The sequence below is a fragment of the Arthrobacter sp. UYCu723 genome (assembly GCF_054059215.1).
Window position 1 is genome coordinate 386,475 of the sequence record NZ_JBSSBW010000001.1, and the last position, 17,791, is coordinate 404,265.

General features: G+C 67.1%; 10 protein-coding genes, 1 tRNA gene and 1 pseudogene. 1 reads left to right on the forward strand and 11 read right to left on the reverse strand.

The genetic code is table 11. The features are described 5' to 3' along the window. Positions 1-2: 2 nt before the first annotated feature. The 8 genes from ACVWZ8_RS01750 to ACVWZ8_RS01785 form a co-directional block, all read right to left on the reverse strand. Positions 3-2,741: a LuxR C-terminal-related transcriptional regulator gene (locus ACVWZ8_RS01750; protein ID WP_456503600.1), complete on the reverse strand. Its 2,739-nt coding sequence runs from the start codon at positions 2,739-2,741 to the stop codon at positions 3-5. A gap of 313 nt (positions 2,742-3,054) precedes the next feature. Further along, positions 3,055-5,769, reverse strand: coding sequence for a LuxR C-terminal-related transcriptional regulator (locus ACVWZ8_RS01755; RefSeq protein ID WP_456503601.1), 2,715 nt, complete (start codon positions 5,767-5,769; stop codon positions 3,055-3,057). After that, positions 5,747-8,488 (reverse strand): LuxR C-terminal-related transcriptional regulator, encoded by a 2,742-nt coding sequence (locus ACVWZ8_RS01760; RefSeq protein ID WP_456503602.1) that lies wholly within the window; start codon positions 8,486-8,488, stop codon positions 5,747-5,749. The genes ACVWZ8_RS01755 and ACVWZ8_RS01760 overlap by 23 nt, the downstream gene beginning before the upstream one ends. A gap of 205 nt (positions 8,489-8,693) precedes the next feature. Then, positions 8,694-9,281, reverse strand: coding sequence for an aminoacyl-tRNA hydrolase (gene pth, locus ACVWZ8_RS01765; protein WP_456503603.1), 588 nt, complete (start codon positions 9,279-9,281; stop codon positions 8,694-8,696). 130 nt (positions 9,282-9,411) lie between these two features. Continuing rightward, complete coding sequence (locus tag ACVWZ8_RS01770) at positions 9,412-10,008, reverse strand: 50S ribosomal protein L25/general stress protein Ctc (protein WP_426976573.1); 597 nt, start codon at positions 10,006-10,008, stop codon at positions 9,412-9,414. A 241-nt stretch (positions 10,009-10,249) separates the two neighbouring features. Continuing rightward, positions 10,250-11,230: a ribose-phosphate diphosphokinase gene (locus tag ACVWZ8_RS01775; protein WP_426976572.1), complete on the reverse strand. Its 981-nt coding sequence runs from the start codon at positions 11,228-11,230 to the stop codon at positions 10,250-10,252. Positions 11,231-11,235: 5 nt separating this feature from the next. Continuing rightward, positions 11,236-12,726, reverse strand: coding sequence for a bifunctional UDP-N-acetylglucosamine diphosphorylase/glucosamine-1-phosphate N-acetyltransferase GlmU (glmU, locus tag ACVWZ8_RS01780; protein ID WP_426976571.1), 1,491 nt, complete (start codon positions 12,724-12,726; stop codon positions 11,236-11,238). A gap of 213 nt (positions 12,727-12,939) precedes the next feature. Further along, positions 12,940-13,011, reverse strand: a tRNA-Gln gene (locus tag ACVWZ8_RS01785). 186 nt (positions 13,012-13,197) lie between these two features. Between ACVWZ8_RS01785 and ACVWZ8_RS01790 the strand changes: the two are divergent. Further along, positions 13,198-13,398 (forward strand): annotated as a pseudogene (locus tag ACVWZ8_RS01790) (TetR/AcrR family transcriptional regulator); the annotation flags it as partial. A 446-nt stretch (positions 13,399-13,844) separates the two neighbouring features. Here the strand turns inward: ACVWZ8_RS01790 and ACVWZ8_RS01795 are convergent. The 3 genes from ACVWZ8_RS01795 to rsmA all read right to left on the reverse strand — a co-directional run bounded on the left by ACVWZ8_RS01795 (position 13,845) and on the right by rsmA (position 17,743). Next, on the reverse strand, positions 13,845-15,674 hold the full coding sequence (locus ACVWZ8_RS01795) for an ABC-F family ATP-binding cassette domain-containing protein (RefSeq protein WP_426976570.1): 1,830 nt from the start codon (positions 15,672-15,674) through the stop codon (positions 13,845-13,847). Positions 15,675-15,750: 76 nt separating this feature from the next. Next, complete coding sequence (locus ACVWZ8_RS01800; RefSeq protein WP_426976569.1) at positions 15,751-16,713, reverse strand: 4-(cytidine 5'-diphospho)-2-C-methyl-D-erythritol kinase; 963 nt, start codon at positions 16,711-16,713, stop codon at positions 15,751-15,753. 94 nt (positions 16,714-16,807) lie between these two features. Continuing rightward, positions 16,808-17,743, reverse strand: a complete 936-nt coding sequence (gene rsmA, locus ACVWZ8_RS01805) for a 16S rRNA (adenine(1518)-N(6)/adenine(1519)-N(6))-dimethyltransferase RsmA (RefSeq protein WP_456503604.1) — start codon at positions 17,741-17,743, stop codon at positions 16,808-16,810. Positions 17,744-17,791 lie beyond the last annotated feature (48 nt).

Genomic DNA, 17,791 nt, shown 5'->3' on the forward strand with positions numbered 1-17,791 from the left:
TTTCAGCCGAGACGCGCGCTTTCCGTCGGTGTGGAGATGACATCTTTGAGTTCCGATCTGCTGGCCACATGGAGCTTTGAGTACACCTGGTAAAGGTGACCCTCAACCGTGCGGACCGAAACATGCATCTGTTCCGCGATTTTGCGGTTGGAGGTACCCGCAGCTGCCCTGACAGCGACTTCACATTCCCGGGCCGTCAGCGTCGACGTCGTGAGCGAGTGAAGACCGTTTTTCGGACTGCCGAACCTGTCGTCGAGAGACTGCTGCGTACGCTGACCGGTCCGCAACGCGATCCGGTTTCCGGCGTCGTTGGCGCAGCTGACGGACTTGCGGGCCGCGTCCCTGGCGAATATGGCGTTGCCGGCGGCGTCGGAGTCTTTCGAGACGGCCAGCAACTGCTCGCTGTCCGACACCTTCACGCCGTCAGCCAGCCGCGAGCACAGGCCTGAGAAGTGCCCGGTGACCCTTCCGGCCAGACTTCCAAGCTTCAGTGCCATCTGACGGTCTCCGAGCCGGGCCGCGGCGGACAAGAAGAGCAGCCCGGGGGCCAACGCCGACGCTTCCGTGTCGCTGTCTGCCTCTGCCACGAGCGCCCGGATTGCCGTCGCCCGCTGTCCGAGTTCAGCCAGGGCACACAGCTCGAAATACCGTGTCATCCGGGTCACCAGCCAGGACGCGTGTGGCTGCAGCTGCGCCAGCTCCAGCAACTGAAGGCTGGCTTTCTCCTCGTCACCGTGGAGTGCGGCGGCGTAGGCGAAGGCTGCCATGGCCAGACCGGCCACTGCATCGGGGTCCCGAGCCAGAAGCTGGTCCATGCCGGCTTGGAGCCGTGGGAGCGCTTCGTCGAGAAGTCCGGCATGAAGTTCGATGACTCCCTGCCCGATCTCGAACATCCCGCCCATCCGTTCCTGGGGGTCAGCCGTGCCGGCGGAACCCGCCAGGAAGGCGGATGCCTCCCTGAACTTGGCCGAGAGCAGCATCAGCTGCAGGAAGCGGCCCCTGATCTCCCGCATGGCCCGGTCCGCGAGGGGCACCGTAGCTGCCGACGACAGGATCTGCTTGCCAAGCCCGAGGGCACCGATAACGTTTCCGGTGACAGCCATGGCCTCGCAGCGCAGGCTTGCCATCAGAATCCGTGACTCGGTGTCCAGACTGCCGACGTCCGGGACATCTGTGATGGACAGGGCGTCGTGGTAGCGTCCTTCGAAAACAGCGAGCTCAGCCTCAGCATGATGCAATCGCTGCCAGGCCGAATCCATCCCAGCGGGGTCCCCGTCGGGCTCAGCAGAGAGCCTCCGCCCGATCTCCTGCAGCCTGGCTTTGGCACCTGCGGCCGTCAAGATGCTTCGCTTGTCCAGTTCGGCCCGGAAAAGCTGCAGCGAGATCCAGTCAGCCAGCGGAATTTCGTCGCCGGCAGAGTGATCCAGTGCGGAAAGAACACGACGCGCGGAGTCATGATTGTCGGACGAGACGTAGGCATGGACCGATTCGACAGCGGTCCGGGAGACGGAATCGACATCCCGGATCTCGTGGATGAATCTCAGCGCCGCGGCCGGATCGGACGAGTTGTTCGCTGTGCGTGCCGCGGCCAGGGCCGTCTCCGGGCTAATCTGCTCGCCACAGTCCAGTGCCCAGGCGACGCCGGCTGATCCGCTGGCGTCGCTCTGCTCCGAATCCTGGAGAACCGCCGTCAGCCGCCGGCGGAGCTCGGCGCTGCGGCCGGGGGGAACCACACTTGCAACGATCCCTGCCGACAGCCGGTTGGCAACGCTGACCATGGGCGGGTGATCATGGCTGACGCGGATCATGGCACGCTCCTGCAGGGCATCCATGTCCTGGGGGTTCGCGATACTCATGAGCGTCTGCAGCGGGACGGCGCCGGCCAGGGCCAACAGTTCAAAGACATCGCGCTGGCCCGAGCTGAGCCGGTTCAGGCGGGCCTTCACGACATCGCGGATTTCCCCCGTCAGGGCGATGGGGCCGTTGCTCAGGACCCAGGCAGCGTCCTGGCGGACGATCGTTCCAAGTTTGATCTGCTCCCTCGCGAGCGAGTGAAGAAAAAGTGCGTTTCCCCCGCTGGCGCTCCACAGGGCCCGGGCGGCGGTGTGTGAGAACTGACCGCCGTATTCGTGGCTGAGGGAGGCCGCAACCTCGGCGAAGTCGAACGGCGCGAGGTCCATCCGGCGCAGCAGGTCGTCCTTCCAGAGACCCATGATGTCCCCGCCCACATGGGGAAGGTCGACACACGCGGCCAGCAGGGTGACATGAGCCCCGGCGCTGAGCTGGGCCACCATCATGCTGGACAGATCGTCCAGGTCGTGCGCGTTGTCGACGAACAAGACGATGCTCCGCCCCTGGGCCTTGTTGTGGAGCACCTGGGTGAGCCCCCGCAGCACCATGAGGGGGTGCTCGAGGTGGGAAGCGTCGAGGTCGTTGAGCAGAACGCTCAGGGCGCCGTAGGGAAGTTTTGAGGAAATGGAGCTGCCCCGGACCTGGACCACTGCGTATTCCGGGCCGAGTTGCTCGAGAGCGCGTTGGGCGATGAAGGACTTTCCGGCCCCGTGCTCCCCCACTAGGACGACGCCGCAGCCGGAGCCTGCTGTCAGCGTCTCGACGACGTCCGCAACGATCTGATTGCGGATGAAGGGTTTCTCGTAGCGCCCCTGGGCGAAGCGCTGTGGCGGATTTATCGCATCTGTTTTGCCGCTGCCCGCGGGCAGCCCGACGTCCTGCTGAAACATGAGTGAGACCTTCGCAATCAATGGTTGACCAGTGATATATCCAAACTATGGAGCGCGGGACTCTTCGGGATGCGTAAGTAGTACTCGAATACGTGGCGCGTACTTGACCCGGGTCTACGTGGATGTACTCAGATCGGTCGAGACACCCGCGTGCGGAAACCAAGTAGTCGGCAAGGCACCCGAGTGTCGTTGGCCGTAGCGTCTGCAGACCCGACGGCGCCGACAGCGTGTCAGCCCGGGTAGACGGCCTGTCGGCCCGGGTAGACGGCCTAACGGGCAAGCTGGCGTCCGGCGATGCTAGTTTCCGGCGACACTAGTTTCCGGGGATGCCGGGGAGCTCGTCGCGGCCTTTGACGTTGAGTTTGGCGTAGCTCCGGTACAAGTGGCCTTCAACCGTGCGGATGGATACCTGGAGCTCGGCGGCGATCCTCCGGTCGCTGAACCCGCGGACGGCCAGGGCCACGATGTCCCGTTCCCGGCGCGTCAGGAGTCCGAGGGAATCATCGATGCCTTCCGGCTCCTGTCCGGGGGCATTGTCTGCCCGGTCCAGGCACCTCTTTCGGTGGGACATCGCCATGCGTTCCCGCAGGGAGTCGCCGGCCGTCCGGTAGGCGTGTGCGGCAGCATCATAGGCAAGAGCAGCGAAGCCCCAGAGTTCGGCGTCTTCACAGCTCTTGGCGGCCGACAGGTGGTCCGCGGCCAGGTCCGTGCTGACGGCGGCCGCATAGTCGCAGATCGCTGCCGGTCTTCGGCCCTCCAGCTGGGGCTTCAGCTCGAGCAGCCGGGCCGCCGCGTTACGGTCCCCCAGGGCGAGACAGAATGCCAGCGCGTCGAACTCCAGCCCGGCAGTGTTCTGCCCGGGATCGGGCTGACCCAGCAGCCGAAGCTCAGCGATGGCCTCCGGATGGTTTCCAAGGCGAGCCTTGCCGTACACCACGGCCATCTCGGCGAGCGTGCGCGGGTAGCGCGAGATAGCCGGCCGCAGGGACCCATAGTCCGCGAGGAATGAATCGGCTTTCTCCCTGGCGCCGACTTCCGCGGCGGCGGCGAATGCCATCGCCGCGGTCAGGCCGAACAGCTGCTGGGGATCCGCGAGCCGCAGCGACTCGAGGGCACCGCTCAGCGTGTTCAGGGCCTGGGCGGCCTTCCCCTGGTACAGCAGGATGATGCCGTGCGCGGCATGGACACCGCCGCCGAAAGAGATCAGGCTTGGCCCGGTTCCGGCGGCAAAGCGAGCCAGCAGCGTTTCGGCGGCCTGCCAGTCGCCGCCGTGAATCACGGCCGCGGCGGACCGCACAACGAGGAAGCCCGTGAGGAAGTGCAGTTCGTCATGCCCGGCACCAGCGGCACTCAGCGCGTTGGAGGCAACCTCGAAGGCACTGACGGGTTTGCCCGCGACGAGGAGCCGTTCGGACTCAAGGGAGAGCCTGAATGCCTCGTCCAGATGGTTAACCGGCGGCTCGGGAGGGGCTGCGCCTGCTTCCGCGGGCGTTTCCCCGCCAAGCTCACCGGCCAGTGCCAGGACCATGCTCTGAATCGTCATGTACCGTTCCTGCGTCGCAGCGCGGATCCGTCCGGCGTCGGCCGGTTTTTCCCGGGCCAGCCGCTCGCCGGCCTGCACGAGCGCGCCCGCCCGGGCCATAATGTCCGCCGGTGTGTGGCCCTGCGCGGACAGCACGGCGGCCCACAGCAGGGTTCCGGTCAGCAGGCTTGAAACGCTGTGCCCGGTGCCGAAGTCAGCCTCAAGAATACCCTGTGCGACGGCGAAATCACCGGTGTTGTAGTGGGTCCGCGCCGTCACTGACCGTGCCGCTATTTGCAGTTCGGGGTCCTGGACCAGGGACGCGGCCTTGCGGGCCAGATCATCCTGGTAGAGCCGGCTCGCCAGCACCGCCGCCCTGAGCAGCTGCCGGTCCTCCATCTCCGCTCCGCATTCCATTGACCAGCTGACCTGCCGCAGCAGCCCTTCGGCCGATGTCGGTTCCGTGTCCATGAGCCGCAGCAGGCTCTGCCGCAGCTGCAGGCTGCGCGCGGGGGAGATCAGGTTGCGCAGCGTGTCACCGTACACGGCGTGCCGCAGCCTCAGTTCGGGAGCGGGAGCGGCCGAGACCCGGATCATTTCGTGCACGATCAGTGCCGCCACGGCGTCTTCGCCGACCACGGCCTCAATCAGTTCCCTGGACACCGGCTCGGCAAGCGCCACGAGGTTCAGCGCCTGCCTTTCCTCCGGCGACCGCCGCAGCAGCTGGCGGCGGACGACGTCGGTCAGACGGTCGCCATGACTGTTCGGGGGCCGTGTCAGCAGCCAGACTCCCTTGCGCTGAAGGAGCGTTCCGTCGTTCTTCGCGTCGTCGATCAGGGAATTGAGCAGCAGCGGGTTACCTTCGGACGCCTCCCAGAGTAGTTCGGCGACGTTCGGAAGGACCTGGGGGCCCAGCGTTTGCTCCAGCATTTCCGTCGTCTGGGGCTGCGTCAGGGGACGCAGATCGTGCCGCTCGGCGATGCCTTCGAACCATAGCTGCAGCAGCGGTTCGGGCAGCCCGGGCCGTGCGGCTGCCCCCACCAGCAGTTTCACCCAGCCGGCGGCGGCAAGTTCCACCAGGATCCCCGCCGTTGCCTCGTCGAGGTCGTGGGCGTCGTCCACTATCAGAAGCAGCGGTTTCTGGGTTGCGCGCCGCTCCTCCTCCAGATGGGTCCACAACGTCCTGAGGACGGCCAGTTGAGAAGTGGCCTCCTGCACCGGGAGGCCAACGATGAACGGACCCAGCACTCCGTAAGGGACGTGCGTCAGCGAGGGGCTGCCGTGAATACGAATCGGTGTCACTTCCGGTCCGAGCTCTGCAACGACCGCTTCCATGAGGGTGGATTTTCCGATGCCGCTGTCCCCAAGCAGCATGACGGCGACGTGGGTGCCGCCCCGGATGGCCGCCACTGCTGATTTCAGGTCTTCCGTCCGCCCGGTCAGGACGGCTGACGCCTCTGCTCCGGGCGACGTTGCGCGGGCCCTAGATGAGTCCAAGCAGATCACTCCGCGAAGATACTCCGAGCTTCGTGAACACCTGGTACAGGTGGCCCTCCACGGTCCTCACGGAAATGCCGATATCAAGGGCAATGTCCCTGTTTGAGACGCCGTTGCCGGCGAGGGTGGCTATTTGCCGTTCTCTTTCCGTCAGCAGCGGGCCCTTGTTCCGGGGCGTGATCGGCAGGGCCGGGACGGACTCTGAAAGTTTTTCCAGCATGGTGTGAGCTGTGCTGGCGGTTCCGCTCAGTCCCGCGGCCTGGGCGAAGTCGAAGGCCAGGGCGGCGCATCTGGCCTGGACGGCGTCCAGTTCCAGGTTGGCGGAGAGCTCGGCGGCCGCCAGCATGATCGCGGCGTCCTTCTTCCGGCTGCCCTCGGCGACCGTCCGGGACAGCTCCGCCATCGGACCCTGCCGCCTGGCGGCGATGTCCTCCATAAAGAGGAAGTCTTTGGCGGTTCCGTTGACGGTGGCACCAAGCATGAAGATGCCGGCCAGAGTGAAGCGGCCGGCGCGGAAGTGGCCCTCAGCCGTGTGCACCAGCCGGTTCCTCGCTTCCGGGTCCCCCAGCCACCGCGAGGCCATGTCCATGCAGAACTCGGCGGAGCTGCTGATCGCGAACCGTGCCGGGCCGTCCGCGGACCGCGCCCGGTCGAGGTAGATGGTCGCCTGCATTGAATTGCCCGTCTGGGCGTAGGCAAAGGCGGTTGCGGCGTAGGCCTGCCGCAGGGAGTGCAGACTCGACCGCACCTCCAGCTGGGCAATTGCGGCAAGCAGCGGATCCAGCGCCATGTAGCCGCGGCCGGCGTAGACATACGCGAGCCCGACAGCCAGGTCCGTGGCAGCGCTTCCGGAATGCAGTCCGTGCCCCGCCCGTCCGCTGGCGTCCTTGAGCATGTCGATGCTCTGGCGCCAGTACCCGGACAGCAGCAGCACGTTGAACGATCTCCAGGCGAAATTCTCGCGGATCCGGGGGACGTTGGACCATTCGCCCAGCTGGCCGCCGATTTCGCGCATGAGTCTTCGCGCGTCGAGCTCCTTGCCCGTCATGCACAGGGCTTCCATCAGGATGATGGCGCACCTGAGCCTGTGCACCGGATCGATGCCTGGCCCCTCGGCGGTTGCCGCTGCCGTGAGCCTGTCCATCATCGGCTCGAAATCACCGATGAAGGAGAGAAAGTTGAACTCACAGAGGTCCAGGCACCGTCCCGCCCGGGCCAGCTCCTCCTCGGGCTCAGGGAGCTCATTCAGACTGAGCTCCTGCAGCCGAAGCCGGGCCTGCCGGATCAGCTCAGGGACCTTGCCGGACCGGTCCTCCAGCCACGACATGCCATCAGCCTTGGCGGCGACAAGCTCCGCAAACACCCCCGCGCCCAGGGCGTTGATCTGTTCCTCCGAAATATCGTCGAGGGCCGCCATCGCCTGCAGCGGCAGACCCAGCTGCAGGTACGCCGCCGATTTCTGCAGCTGCCCTTCGGCCCATTCCCGGTCACCCCGGGACAGGCTGCCGGCGCATTCGAGCGCGAACTTCGGGTCAAAAAGTTTCACAGCCGCCTCGGCTGCCGCCAGCGCGTACGCCGGCGCGAGCGGGGCCTGGCAGTCGTGGGTCCAGGCCGCGTAGGCGAGCAGGTCCTCGACGGTCAGTTCGCCGAGCTCGTCCGGCCGATGACCGGGCACCTTGTCCCGCAACTCCAGGCGGCGTTCCACGCTGAGCCAGTTCCGGACGATGTCACCCAGATAGCGGTCACCCAGGGTCACGAAGTGGCGGTCGGTGCGGTCGACGATGATCTGGCCCGCATCCTCCATGTCCGCGATGACGCCCGCCCCGTACATCCTCGCGAGCCGGGACAGCGCCATGGTCCGGGCGCAGGACAGGACTTCGATGACTTCCCGGGCCACCGGAGTCTCGCGGGCATAGCGGGCCCTGACAATGTCTTCCAGCCCGGTGCGTCCGTCCAGGACCACTTCGTCAAGCAGGGTCCAGACGGAACCGGACAGCACGAGGTTTCCGCGCTCGATCTGCTCGGAGACCACGGCCTGGAGCAACGTCGGGCTGCCGCCGACGAGCTGGTGCATCTGGTTGGCGAGAGCGCTCGAGACGCGGTGGCCCAGCGCCGTCTGCAGCACGTCCAGGGTTTCGAGTTCCGTAAGGTTCGCGAGCCTGACCTCGGCCAGCTGGCCGGAGGTGATGAGCCAGTAGAAATCAGGAGGCAGGTCGCTGGTGCGCTGGGCCGTCGCGATGAGGCGGGCCGTCTGAGTCTGGAGCAGGTTGAGCAGGACCCCGGTGCTCAGGTCGTCCAGCGCACCGGCATTGTCCAGCAAAATGACGCATGGCCGCCCGGCGGCGTCGTCGCGGATCAACGAGGTAATCCCGTGCAGAATGGCGGTCGGGGAGCCAAGGGAGCTCTGCGGCAGGCGCGCCAGCGTGAACGCCAGGCAGCCGTACGGGGTCGCTGACCCCGGTCCCGAGCTCCGGAGCTGCAGGGTGTAGATGTCCGGACCGAACCCGGCCAAAGCGGTGCGGCCCACCAGCGACTTGCCGACGCCGCGGTCACCGGTGATGACCACGCCCGTCCGGCCGTCGGCAAGCAATGCTTCGCGGACGCGGTCGGCGTCGGCGGCGCGCGCAAGACCGGACCACCTGTGCCTGTTGACCGGACCGGCAGCGTGCTCTTCGGCGGGTGCCAATGTAGTGGAAACATTTCCCCAGCCCAGTGAATCCCTCGACATCTAGTTTCCTTCGTACCGCTTTGCGGACAGCAACCCCAGATTGCCCGCTTAGAAGTAGCGTATCCCTATCCCCCGACATGAGAGTAGAGAGATCATAGCGGGAATCCCGGATGCTTGGAAGGAATGCCCGCGGCGTGGCTGCGGGCGGCGCCGGGCGCCCGCCCGGCGGTCCGGGCAGGAAACCCAAAAACGGGGGCTACGGGGCCTACGGGGCTTTCGCGGGATGGAACTGCTGCTGGGCTGCGAGCAGGCCGTCCCGGACCAGGACCTCCACCGCATCTGCCGCGGAATCCAGCAGGAACGGCAGTTCCTTCTTCTCGGCGGCGGAAAAATCCTTCAGCACGTAGTCCGCGGTGTCCATCCGCCCGGGTGGCCGTCCGACGCCCACCCGGATCCGCGGATAGTCCTTCGTGGCGAGGGCCTTGGAGATATCCCGCAGTCCGTTATGGCCGCCTTCGCCGCCGCCGATCTTGAGTTTGACAGTGTTAAAGGGGATGTCGATTTCGTCGTGTACCGCGATGACGTGGCCGGGATCGATGTCGTAGAACCTGGCGAGCGCCGAAACCGGGCCCCCGGAAACATTCATGTAGCTCAGCGGCTTGGCCAGCACGCACCGGGGCCCGCCGATGCCCAGCCGCCCTTCCATTACCTGGGCCCGTGACTTGTGGGATTTGAAGCGGCCGCCGACGCGAGCGGCGAGTTCGTCGAGGACCATCTGCCCGACGTTGTGCCGGTTGTGGGCATACTCGGCTCCCGGGTTGCCCAGCCCTACGATCAGCCAGTTGTCAGTCATGGATCAGTCCTTCTGTGGGGCGGTCCGGTTCCAGGGGGCGTGGGCGGCCGGAGCCGCGTCGACGTCCCGGCGGCGGAGACGACGGCGGCCGGGCCCCAAAGGGACCCGGCCACCGCAAAATTCGCCGGAATTACTCGGCTGCAGCCTCGGAAGCCGCGGTGGCCCCTTCGGAAGCCGCTTCCTCGGTGACCTCGGTGGCCTCGGAGATGTGCACGACGAGGGACTCGGCGTCGGCCAGCAGGACGGAGCCCTTCGGCAGGACCAGGTCGGAAGCGTGGATGTGCTCGCCCGCGGTCCGGCCCTCAATGCTGACCTCGACGGCGGTGGGCAGGTGGGTTGCCTCGGCCTCGAGGGAAACAACAGTCATTTCCTGGTTGTAGACGTTGCCCGGGGCAAGCTCGCCGGTCAGGTGCACGGGAACGTCCACGGTGACCTTCTCGCCGGTGCGGACGGTCAGGAGGTCAAGGTGCTCGATGATCTGCTTGATCGGGTTGCGCTGGATGTCCTTGACGAGGGCGAGGTGCTTTTCGCCGTTGATGTCCAAGGTCAGCAGGGCGTTGGCAGCGCGGACGGCCAGCGTGGTCGCCTTGGCCGGCAGGGTGATGTGGATCGGCTTTGCGCCGTGGCCGTAGATCACCGCGGGGATCAGGCCGTCCATGCGGGCGCGGCGGGCAAAGCCCTTGCCGAATTCGGTGCGTACTTCTGCTGCGAGCTTCTGCTCAGCCATGGGTATCTCCTAGTGGACTAGCGGTGTTCAGCAAGGGCGGAGGTCTGTTTGCGACCTTCAACGCCGGGTGGCCGCGAGGCCACCCTTCCGAAGGGAGATTCAGACCCAGTCGATAACGGAGACCAGCAGTCCGGTTCACCGTGAATACGGATTACCGGTGCTCTCCCTCGCCAAGGTTTCGGTACAAGGCTACCAGCGCCGGGCGCGGTTTATGAAACCGGACCCGGCTCGAGCAGCGCTGTTAGGCGTTGCCGTCGAAGAGGCTGGTGACGGAACCGTCGTCGAACACTTCGCGGATGGCCCGGGCGATCAGCGGAGCAATGGACAAAACGGTGAGCTGCGGGAAGCGCTTGTCGGCGCTGATCGGCAGGGTGTCCGTGACGACGACCTCGCGGGCGCCGGATTCGGCGAGTCGCCTGGCGGCCGGATCGGAGAACACTGCATGGGTGGCCGCGATGATGACGTCCTTGGCACCGGCGTTCTTAAGCACCTGGACCGCCCCGGAGATGGTTCCGCCGGTGTCGATCATGTCATCGATCAGGACGCAGGTGCGGCCTTCGACCTGCCCGACCACGGTCTTGGACACGGCCTGGTTGGGAACGGTGAGGTCGCGGCTCTTGTGCACGAACGCCAGCGGCGCTCCGCCGAGCCGCTCGGCCCACTGCTCGGCAACCCGGACGCGGCCGGTGTCCGGGGATACAACTGTGATGTCGTCGGCTGCGACGCGGGTACGGATGTAGTCCGCGAGCAGCGGGATGGCCATGAGGTGGTCCACCGGGCCGTCGAAGAAGCCCTGGATCTGCGAGGTGTGCAGGTCCACGCTCATGATCCGGTCCGCGCCGGCCGTCTTGTACAGGTCCGCCACGAGCCGGGCGGAGATCGGTTCGCGGCCGCGGCCCTTCTTGTCCTGGCGGGCGTAGGGGTAGAACGGCGAGACCACGGTAATGCGCTTGGCAGAGGCCCGCTTCAGCGAATCGATCATGATCAGCTGTTCCATCAGCCAGTTGTTCAGCGGGGCCGGGTGGGCCTGGATGACGAATGCGTCGGTGCCGCGGACGCTTTCGCCGGCCCGCACATAAATCTCGCCGTTGGCGAAATCATAAGCATCCAGGGGCAGCAGCTCGGTGCCGAGCTCCTTGGCGATCTCCTTCGCCAGCTCGGGATGTGCGCGCCCAGCGGCAAGCACCAGTTTCTTCTCGCCGCGTGCCGTAATTTCGCTCATGTTTGCTAGCCCTCTTCTGTAGATGCCGGGGTACTGGAGGATGGTGGGGTGGCGCCGGCGGCCTCGGCCAGTGCGGCCGAGACGGTACCGGGGCGGTTCGCGAGGACCCAGCCGTCGGTGTTCCGCTGCTTGGCCTCGGTCACGGCAAGTGCGCCGGCGGGGACGTCGCGGCGGATGATCGCGCCGGCGCCGCTGTACGCGCCGTCGCCGAGCTGCACGGGGGCGACGAAGACGGTGTTTGAGCCGGTGCGGACGCCGGAGCCGATGACCGTGCGGTGCTTCTTCTCGCCGTCGTAGTTGGCCGTGATGTTGCCGCAGCCGATGTTGGTGCCCTCGCCGATCTCGGCGTCGCCGGCGTAGCCGAGGTGGGAGAGCTTGGAGCCGCGGCCGATGGTGACGTTCTTGGTCTCGTAGAAGGCGCCGATCTTCCCGGTCTCCCCCAGGACGGTGCCGGGGCGCAGGTAGGTGAACGGTCCGACACTGGCGTTCGCGCCGATCGTGGAGCCGGAACCATGCGTGCGGATCACCGTGGCGCCCTCGCCCACGCGGACGTCGGTCAGGGTTGTGTCGGGGCCGACGACGGCGTCCCGCGCCACCGTGGTGGCGCCGTGCAGCTGGGTGTTGGGCAGCAGGCGGACGTCCTCGTCGAGGGTCACGGTGGAGTCGATCCAGGTGGTGGACGGATCCTCGACGGTCACTCCGGCGCGCATCCAGGCTTCGACGGTGCGCCTGTTGTGCTCGGCGCCGAGGGCCGAAAGCTGGACCCGGTCGTTGGCGCCTTCGACCTGCCAGCGGTCATCCGTGACGACGGCGGCCACCCGGCCGCCGGCTTCACGGGCCAGCGCCAGTACGTCGGTGAGATACTTTTCGCCCTGGGCGTTGTTGGTGGTGACGTGTGTGAGCGAGTCACGCAGCACGCCGGCGTCGAAGGCGTAGATGCCCGAGTTGACCTCGCGGATGTCGCGCTCGGCGTCGGTGGCGTCCTTGTGCTCCCGGATGCCGGTGACCGTTCCGTCCGCGGCGCGAAGGATGCGCCCGTAGCCGGTGGCGTCGTCCAGCACGGCGGTGAGGACCGTGACGGCGTTGCCGTCTGCTTCGTGGGAGGCAACCAACTCGGCCAGCAGCGCTCCGGTAAGGAGGGGAACATCGCCGTAGGTGACGACGACCGTGCCGCCGAGCGAACCCTGGGGGTCGAGCGCGTCGAGCGCCTCAAGGGCGGCTTCCACGGCGCGGCCGGTGCCGGGCACCTCGTCCTGGTCAACAATCAGGGCCTCAGGGTCCAGCGTCGCGACGTGGGAGGCCACGAGATCGCGTTCGTGCCGGACAACGAGCGCCAACTGCTGCGGGTTGATGGCGCGGGCGGCGGCGAGCGCATGCCCGACGAGGGAGCGGCCGCCGATCGCGTGGAGAATCTTGGGGGTACGGGATTTCATCCGGGTACCGGCACCTGCAGCTAGGACGATTACGGCGGCTGGGCCGGTATTCTCGGGGCTCACGTACGGGCTCTCCTTGCTCAGCGGCGCGGCTCAGCGCCTCTGTTCGGTGGATCTGAGTTGCCCCGCGGCTGAGGCCCTGTTGCTGCACCTGGCCTGCCGGATCCGCGCGGCTTGACCGGACCAGAATCCGGTCACGGCGTCAGCTTCATCCTACTGGACCCAGACGGTCCCCGCCCGTCGGGGGATGTTCCACGCCCCGCCGATGCGCGGCGGTTCCGCCCATAGGATTCGAACCTATACTCCACGGCTCCAAAGGCCGGGGTGCTGCCATTACACCAGGGCGGACCATGCCCAGGCGTTCAGCCGGTGGCACGAGAACCAATTCTGCCACGAAGGTTGAGCCTCGTGCGACTCAGCCGCCGGAAGCCCGGCCGGACCCGGCGCAGACTGCCGGGGGTACGGCGCGCAGGGCGTGATCGTGCTGTGAGCAAGCGCACAAGGGCATCCGGCGGGGCGGAAGGCCAGGCCGGCGAATTCGCCCGCCGCGGCTTCGCCTCGGCCGACGGCGCCATGTACGCCCACATGCTGGTGAGGATGGTCGCGATGACGGGCCAACGGTGGCAGGACAGCCGCGCCCAGGACAAACGCGAAGTCGCCGCACACCTGGTCAACCTCGCCTGGAACGGCCTCACCGGCCCGCAAAAGGACCCCGGACTCCGCAGCGACGACTGAATCCCAAGCCGGGTGCGGGGCACGCTTGTTGCCGCGGGACAGAGAGTCTTCGGCGCTCCTCGGGACATGCCCTCCCCCGGCCCCGAGGAATGGACATAACACCAATATGCCCGTCCGTGGCGTGCACCGAGGGACATGTCCCGGGGGTTTCCAGCGCTCTGAGGGAGATGTCCATCCCAGGCCTGCACCGAGGGACATGTCCATTGCTGGCCTGCGCGAAGGGAGTTGTCTTCCGGGCGCCAAGAATGCTCCGCGGGACATGTCCTCAGGGCTCCGAACGCTCCGCGGGACATGCGCTCCCCCGGCCCCGAGGAATGGACATAACACTAATATGTCCATCCGTGGCCTGCACCGAGGGACATGTCCTGAGGGTCTTGAGTGGTCCGAGGGACATGTCCAGCCGTGCCGCAACACACTGGGCCTGTCTCCCCCGGGCCGCCAGGAGATTACTCGCCGAGGATTTCGAGGGCCCCTAGCCATTCGAGTTCGAGGGCTTCGCGTTCTCCGGCGAGGTCCTTGAGCTTCTTGTTCAATTCGGCGAGTTGGCCCGCGGCGGAGGGATCGGCGGCGGCGGTGGTCATCTGGGCGTGGATCTTGTCTTCCTGCTGCTTGAGCTTGCCCAGCTGGCGGTCGATCCGGTTCTTGGCCTTGCGGGCGTCGCGCTTCTCGGCTTCCGAGGAGCCGGTTGCGGCGGGGGCGGAACCTGAGCTTGAGGAGATGACGGGGTTGCCGCCGCCGGTGATGGTGGAGCCGGCCAGCGCGGCTTCGCGCAGTTCGAGGTACTGGTCCACGCCGCGCGGCAGGGCGCGGATCTTGCCGTCGCCCAGCAGCGCCATCTGGTGGTCCGTGACGCGCTCGAGCAGGTAACGGTCGTGGCTGACGACGACGAGCGTGCCCGGCCAGCCGTCCAGTACGTCTTCGACGGCGGCCAGGGTGTCGGTGTCGAGGTCGTTGGTGGGCTCGTCAAGCATGAGCACGTTCGGCTCCCCCACGAGCAGGCGCAGCAGCTGCAGCCGCCGGCGTTCGCCACCGGAGAGGTCCCTGACCGGGGTCCACTGCTTCTCGTTGGTGAAGCCGAGCTGTTCCACGAGCTGGCCGGCGGTGAATTCCTTGCCACCGACGTTGAAGGAACGCTTTTCGCGCTCGATCACTTCGATCACGCGCAGGTCCGAGACGTCGTCGAGCTCCTTGACCTCCTGGGTCAGGACCGCGGTGACAACCGTCTTGCCGCGCTTCACCTTCCCGGAGGTGGGTTCGATTTCGCCGTTGAGGAGCTTCAGCAGGGTGGTCTTGCCGGCGCCGTTGACGCCCACGAGGCCCAGCCGTTCACCCGGCGCAAGCCGCAGCGTGATGTTGTCGAAGAGCTTCTGCCCGGGCTCGCCGCCGAGGAAGTCCAGCGAGACGTGCTCGAGGTCCAAGACGTCCTTGCCGAGCCGGGCGGTGGCCATCTTGCTCAGCGCCGTCGAGTCGCGCGGTTCGGGGACGTCGGCGATCAGCGCGTTGGCCGCCTCGATCCGGAATTTGGGCTTGGCGGTGCGGGCCGGGGCGCCGCGGCGCAGCCATGCCAGCTCCTTCTTCACGAGCTGCTGGCGCTTGCTTTCCACCACGGAAGCGGAGCGGTCACGTTCGGCCCGGGCCAGCACATAGGCGGCGTAACCGCCGTCGAACGGGTCCATGATGCCATCGTGGATTTCCCAGGTCTTGGTGCAGACTTCGTCCAGGAACCAGCGGTCGTGGGTGACGACGAGGAAGGCGCCCTGGTTGGCCCGCCAGCGGGTCTTCAGGTGCCGGGACAGCCACGCGACGCCTTCGACGTCGAGGTGGTTGGTGGGCTCGTCGAGCATGATGACGTCGTGGTCCTCGATCAGCAGCTTGGCCAGCGCCACACGGCGCTTCTGCCCGCCGGAGAGCGCGTGGACGTTGGCGTGCCAGTCGACGTCGGACACGAGTCCGCCCATGACTTCGCGGATCTGCGGGTTGCGGGCCCATTCATAGTCGGCCTGATCCCCGACGATCGCAGCACCGACGGTGAGGTCGCCGTCGAGCACGTCGCTCTGGTCCAGGTAGCCGGTGTTGACCTCGCTGCGCTTGGTCACGCGGCCGGAGTCCGGGGTGGAGCGCATTGCCAGCAGCCGCATGAGGGTCGACTTGCCGTCACCGTTGCGGCCCACCATGCCGATCCGGTCGCCCTCTTCAAGGCCGAGGGTAATGCCATCGAGGACGGTACGGGTTGCATACGAAACCGTGAGGTTCTCGCCGCCGAGCAGGTGTGCCACTGGGAACTGCTTTCCTAGATAAGAATATGGTCAAGCGAAAAAGGTCATGCGGATGGCACCGAAGCCATCGGAGCTATTAAAGGAGCGTATCGGAGATGATGCGTGCCCCGTGAACCGGGCCGTGGACGGCCATGGCCTCGAGGCCATGGTGGCGCAGGTCCTCGGCCAGTCCGGCGGCCGCCGCGGGACTGTGCGCGAGGAAGGCCACGGTGGGTCCGGAGCCCGAAACGATGCCGGCGATTGCGCCGCACGATTCGCCGAGCCCCAGGGTGTCCCGGAGCTCCGGCGCCAGCTCGATGGAGGCCCGCTGGAGGTCGTTGACCAGGACCCGGCTGAGGGCATCGGCGTCTCCGCTGCGCAGCGCCTTGAGGATCATGGCGTCCACGGCCGTGGGTTCCTCCACGACGAGTCCTTCCGCCGCGCGCAGCCGGTCCAGGGTCCGGTAGACCTCCGGGGTGGGCAGGCCGAAATCGGCTGTGACGAGCACCCAGTCCGTCTGGGCCTTGACCAGGGCCGGGGACAGGTCGTCGCCCAGGCCCAGTCCGACGGCCGTGCCGCCAAGCAGGGAAAACGGCACGTCGGCGCCGAGTTCAGCGGCCAGGTGCGCCAGCTCATCGCGGGAGAGCCCGCTGTTCCACAGCGCGTCGCAGGCGAGCAGGGTGGCGGCGGCGTCGGCCGAGCCGCCGCCCATGCCGCCCGCCACGGGAACGCGCTTCGTGATCTCGAGGTGGACCCCGGTGGAGTGCTCCGAGACATCGGTCATGATGGCGGCGGCCTGATAGGCCAGGTTTCGCTTATCGAGTGGAATGTCGACGCCGTCGAGGTCCAGCGTGCTTGCCGGACTGAGGCTGACCGTGATCTCGCCGGTGTCTGTGCTGGTGGCGGCGACCTCTTCGTAGAGGGACACCGCGAGGTACACGCTGGCGACGGAGTGGTAGCCGTCACCGCGCCGGGGTCCGACGTCGAGTGAGACGTTTACTTTGCCGGGAGCCTTGACCCGGACGGTCCTCGCGGCAAAGCGCCCTCTCACTGCGTTCATGGCTCCACGCTATGGCATGGCAGTGCCAGGCTCCAAGCGTTGACCGAATACATCGCGTCCGCCCAGGGGCTGCCTGGGGACGCAGGCGGGGTGTTCAGGCCTCGGGCCGGGCGTGCGCTTCGGCAATCCGGGAAAACGCCGCGATGTCGATCACTTCGCCGCGGGCGGTGGGGTCGACGCCGGCCGCCCGCAGGCAACGCTCGGCCTCGGCCGCGCTTCCGGCCCAGCCCGCCAGCGCGGCGCGCAGGGTCTTGCGGCGCTGGGCGAAGGCTGCGTCGATCACGGCGAAGACCTGTTCCCGGGTGGCCGTGGTGACCGGCGGCTCCCTGCGCGTGAAGGCGACGAGGCCGGAGTGGATCTTGGGCGCGGGCCAGAAGACGTTCATCCCGATCACGCCGGCCTTGCGCATGCTGCTGTACCAGGCCGCCTTGACGGACGGCACGCCATAGGTCTTGGAGCCGGGTCCGGCCGCGAGCCGGTCGGCAACCTCGTCCTGGACCATGACGAGTCCGTGCCGGAGGCCGGGGAAATGCTGCAGCAGATGCAGAACCACCGGGACGGCAACGTTGTAAGGAAGGTTTGCCACGAGCGCCGTCGGCTCCACGGGCAGCCCGGTGACCTTCATGGCGTCGGCGAGGACCAGGTGGAAGTTCTTCACGGCCTCGGGGCGCCACTGGCTCACGGTGGCCGGAAGCTTCGCGGCGAGGACCGGATCGATTTCGACGGCTACGACGGCGCGGGCGGCGTCGAGCAGGCCGAGCGTGAGCGAGCCCAGCCCGGGTCCCACCTCCAGCACGGTCTCGTCCGGGTGGATGTCCGCGGCTGCCACGATCCGGCGGATGGTGTTGCCGTCAATGACGAAGTTCTGGCCCAGGGTCTTGGTGGGACGCACCCCGATTTCCTCGGCCAGCCGGCGGATGTCGGAGGCACCCATGAGGGGTGCAGGCGTGGTTCCGGGCACGGTTCCGGACGCGCTGGCGCGCTCGGTTCCGGCCACGTTGGCGGGCGCGGAGGGGGTCGGTTCAGTCACCTAAGTATCCTATCCCGCCGGCTTGAGTCCGCTGCGCCCGGGCAGCCG

Coding starts and splice junctions, on each gene's coding strand:
- ACVWZ8_RS01750 (WP_456503600.1), bottom strand. CDS start 2,741: ATGTTTCAGCAGGACGTCGGGCTGCCCGCGGGCAGCGGCAAAACAGAT.
- ACVWZ8_RS01760 (WP_456503602.1), bottom strand. CDS start 8,488: ATGTCGAGGGATTCACTGGGCTGGGGAAATGTTTCCACTACATTGGCA.
- pth (WP_456503603.1), bottom strand. CDS start 9,281: ATGACTGACAACTGGCTGATCGTAGGGCTGGGCAACCCGGGAGCCGAG.
- ACVWZ8_RS01770 (WP_426976573.1), bottom strand. CDS start 10,008: ATGGCTGAGCAGAAGCTCGCAGCAGAAGTACGCACCGAATTCGGCAAG.
- ACVWZ8_RS01775 (WP_426976572.1), bottom strand. CDS start 11,230: ATGAGCGAAATTACGGCACGCGGCGAGAAGAAACTGGTGCTTGCCGCT.
- ACVWZ8_RS01800 (WP_426976569.1), bottom strand. CDS start 16,713: ATGAACGCAGTGAGAGGGCGCTTTGCCGCGAGGACCGTCCGGGTCAAG.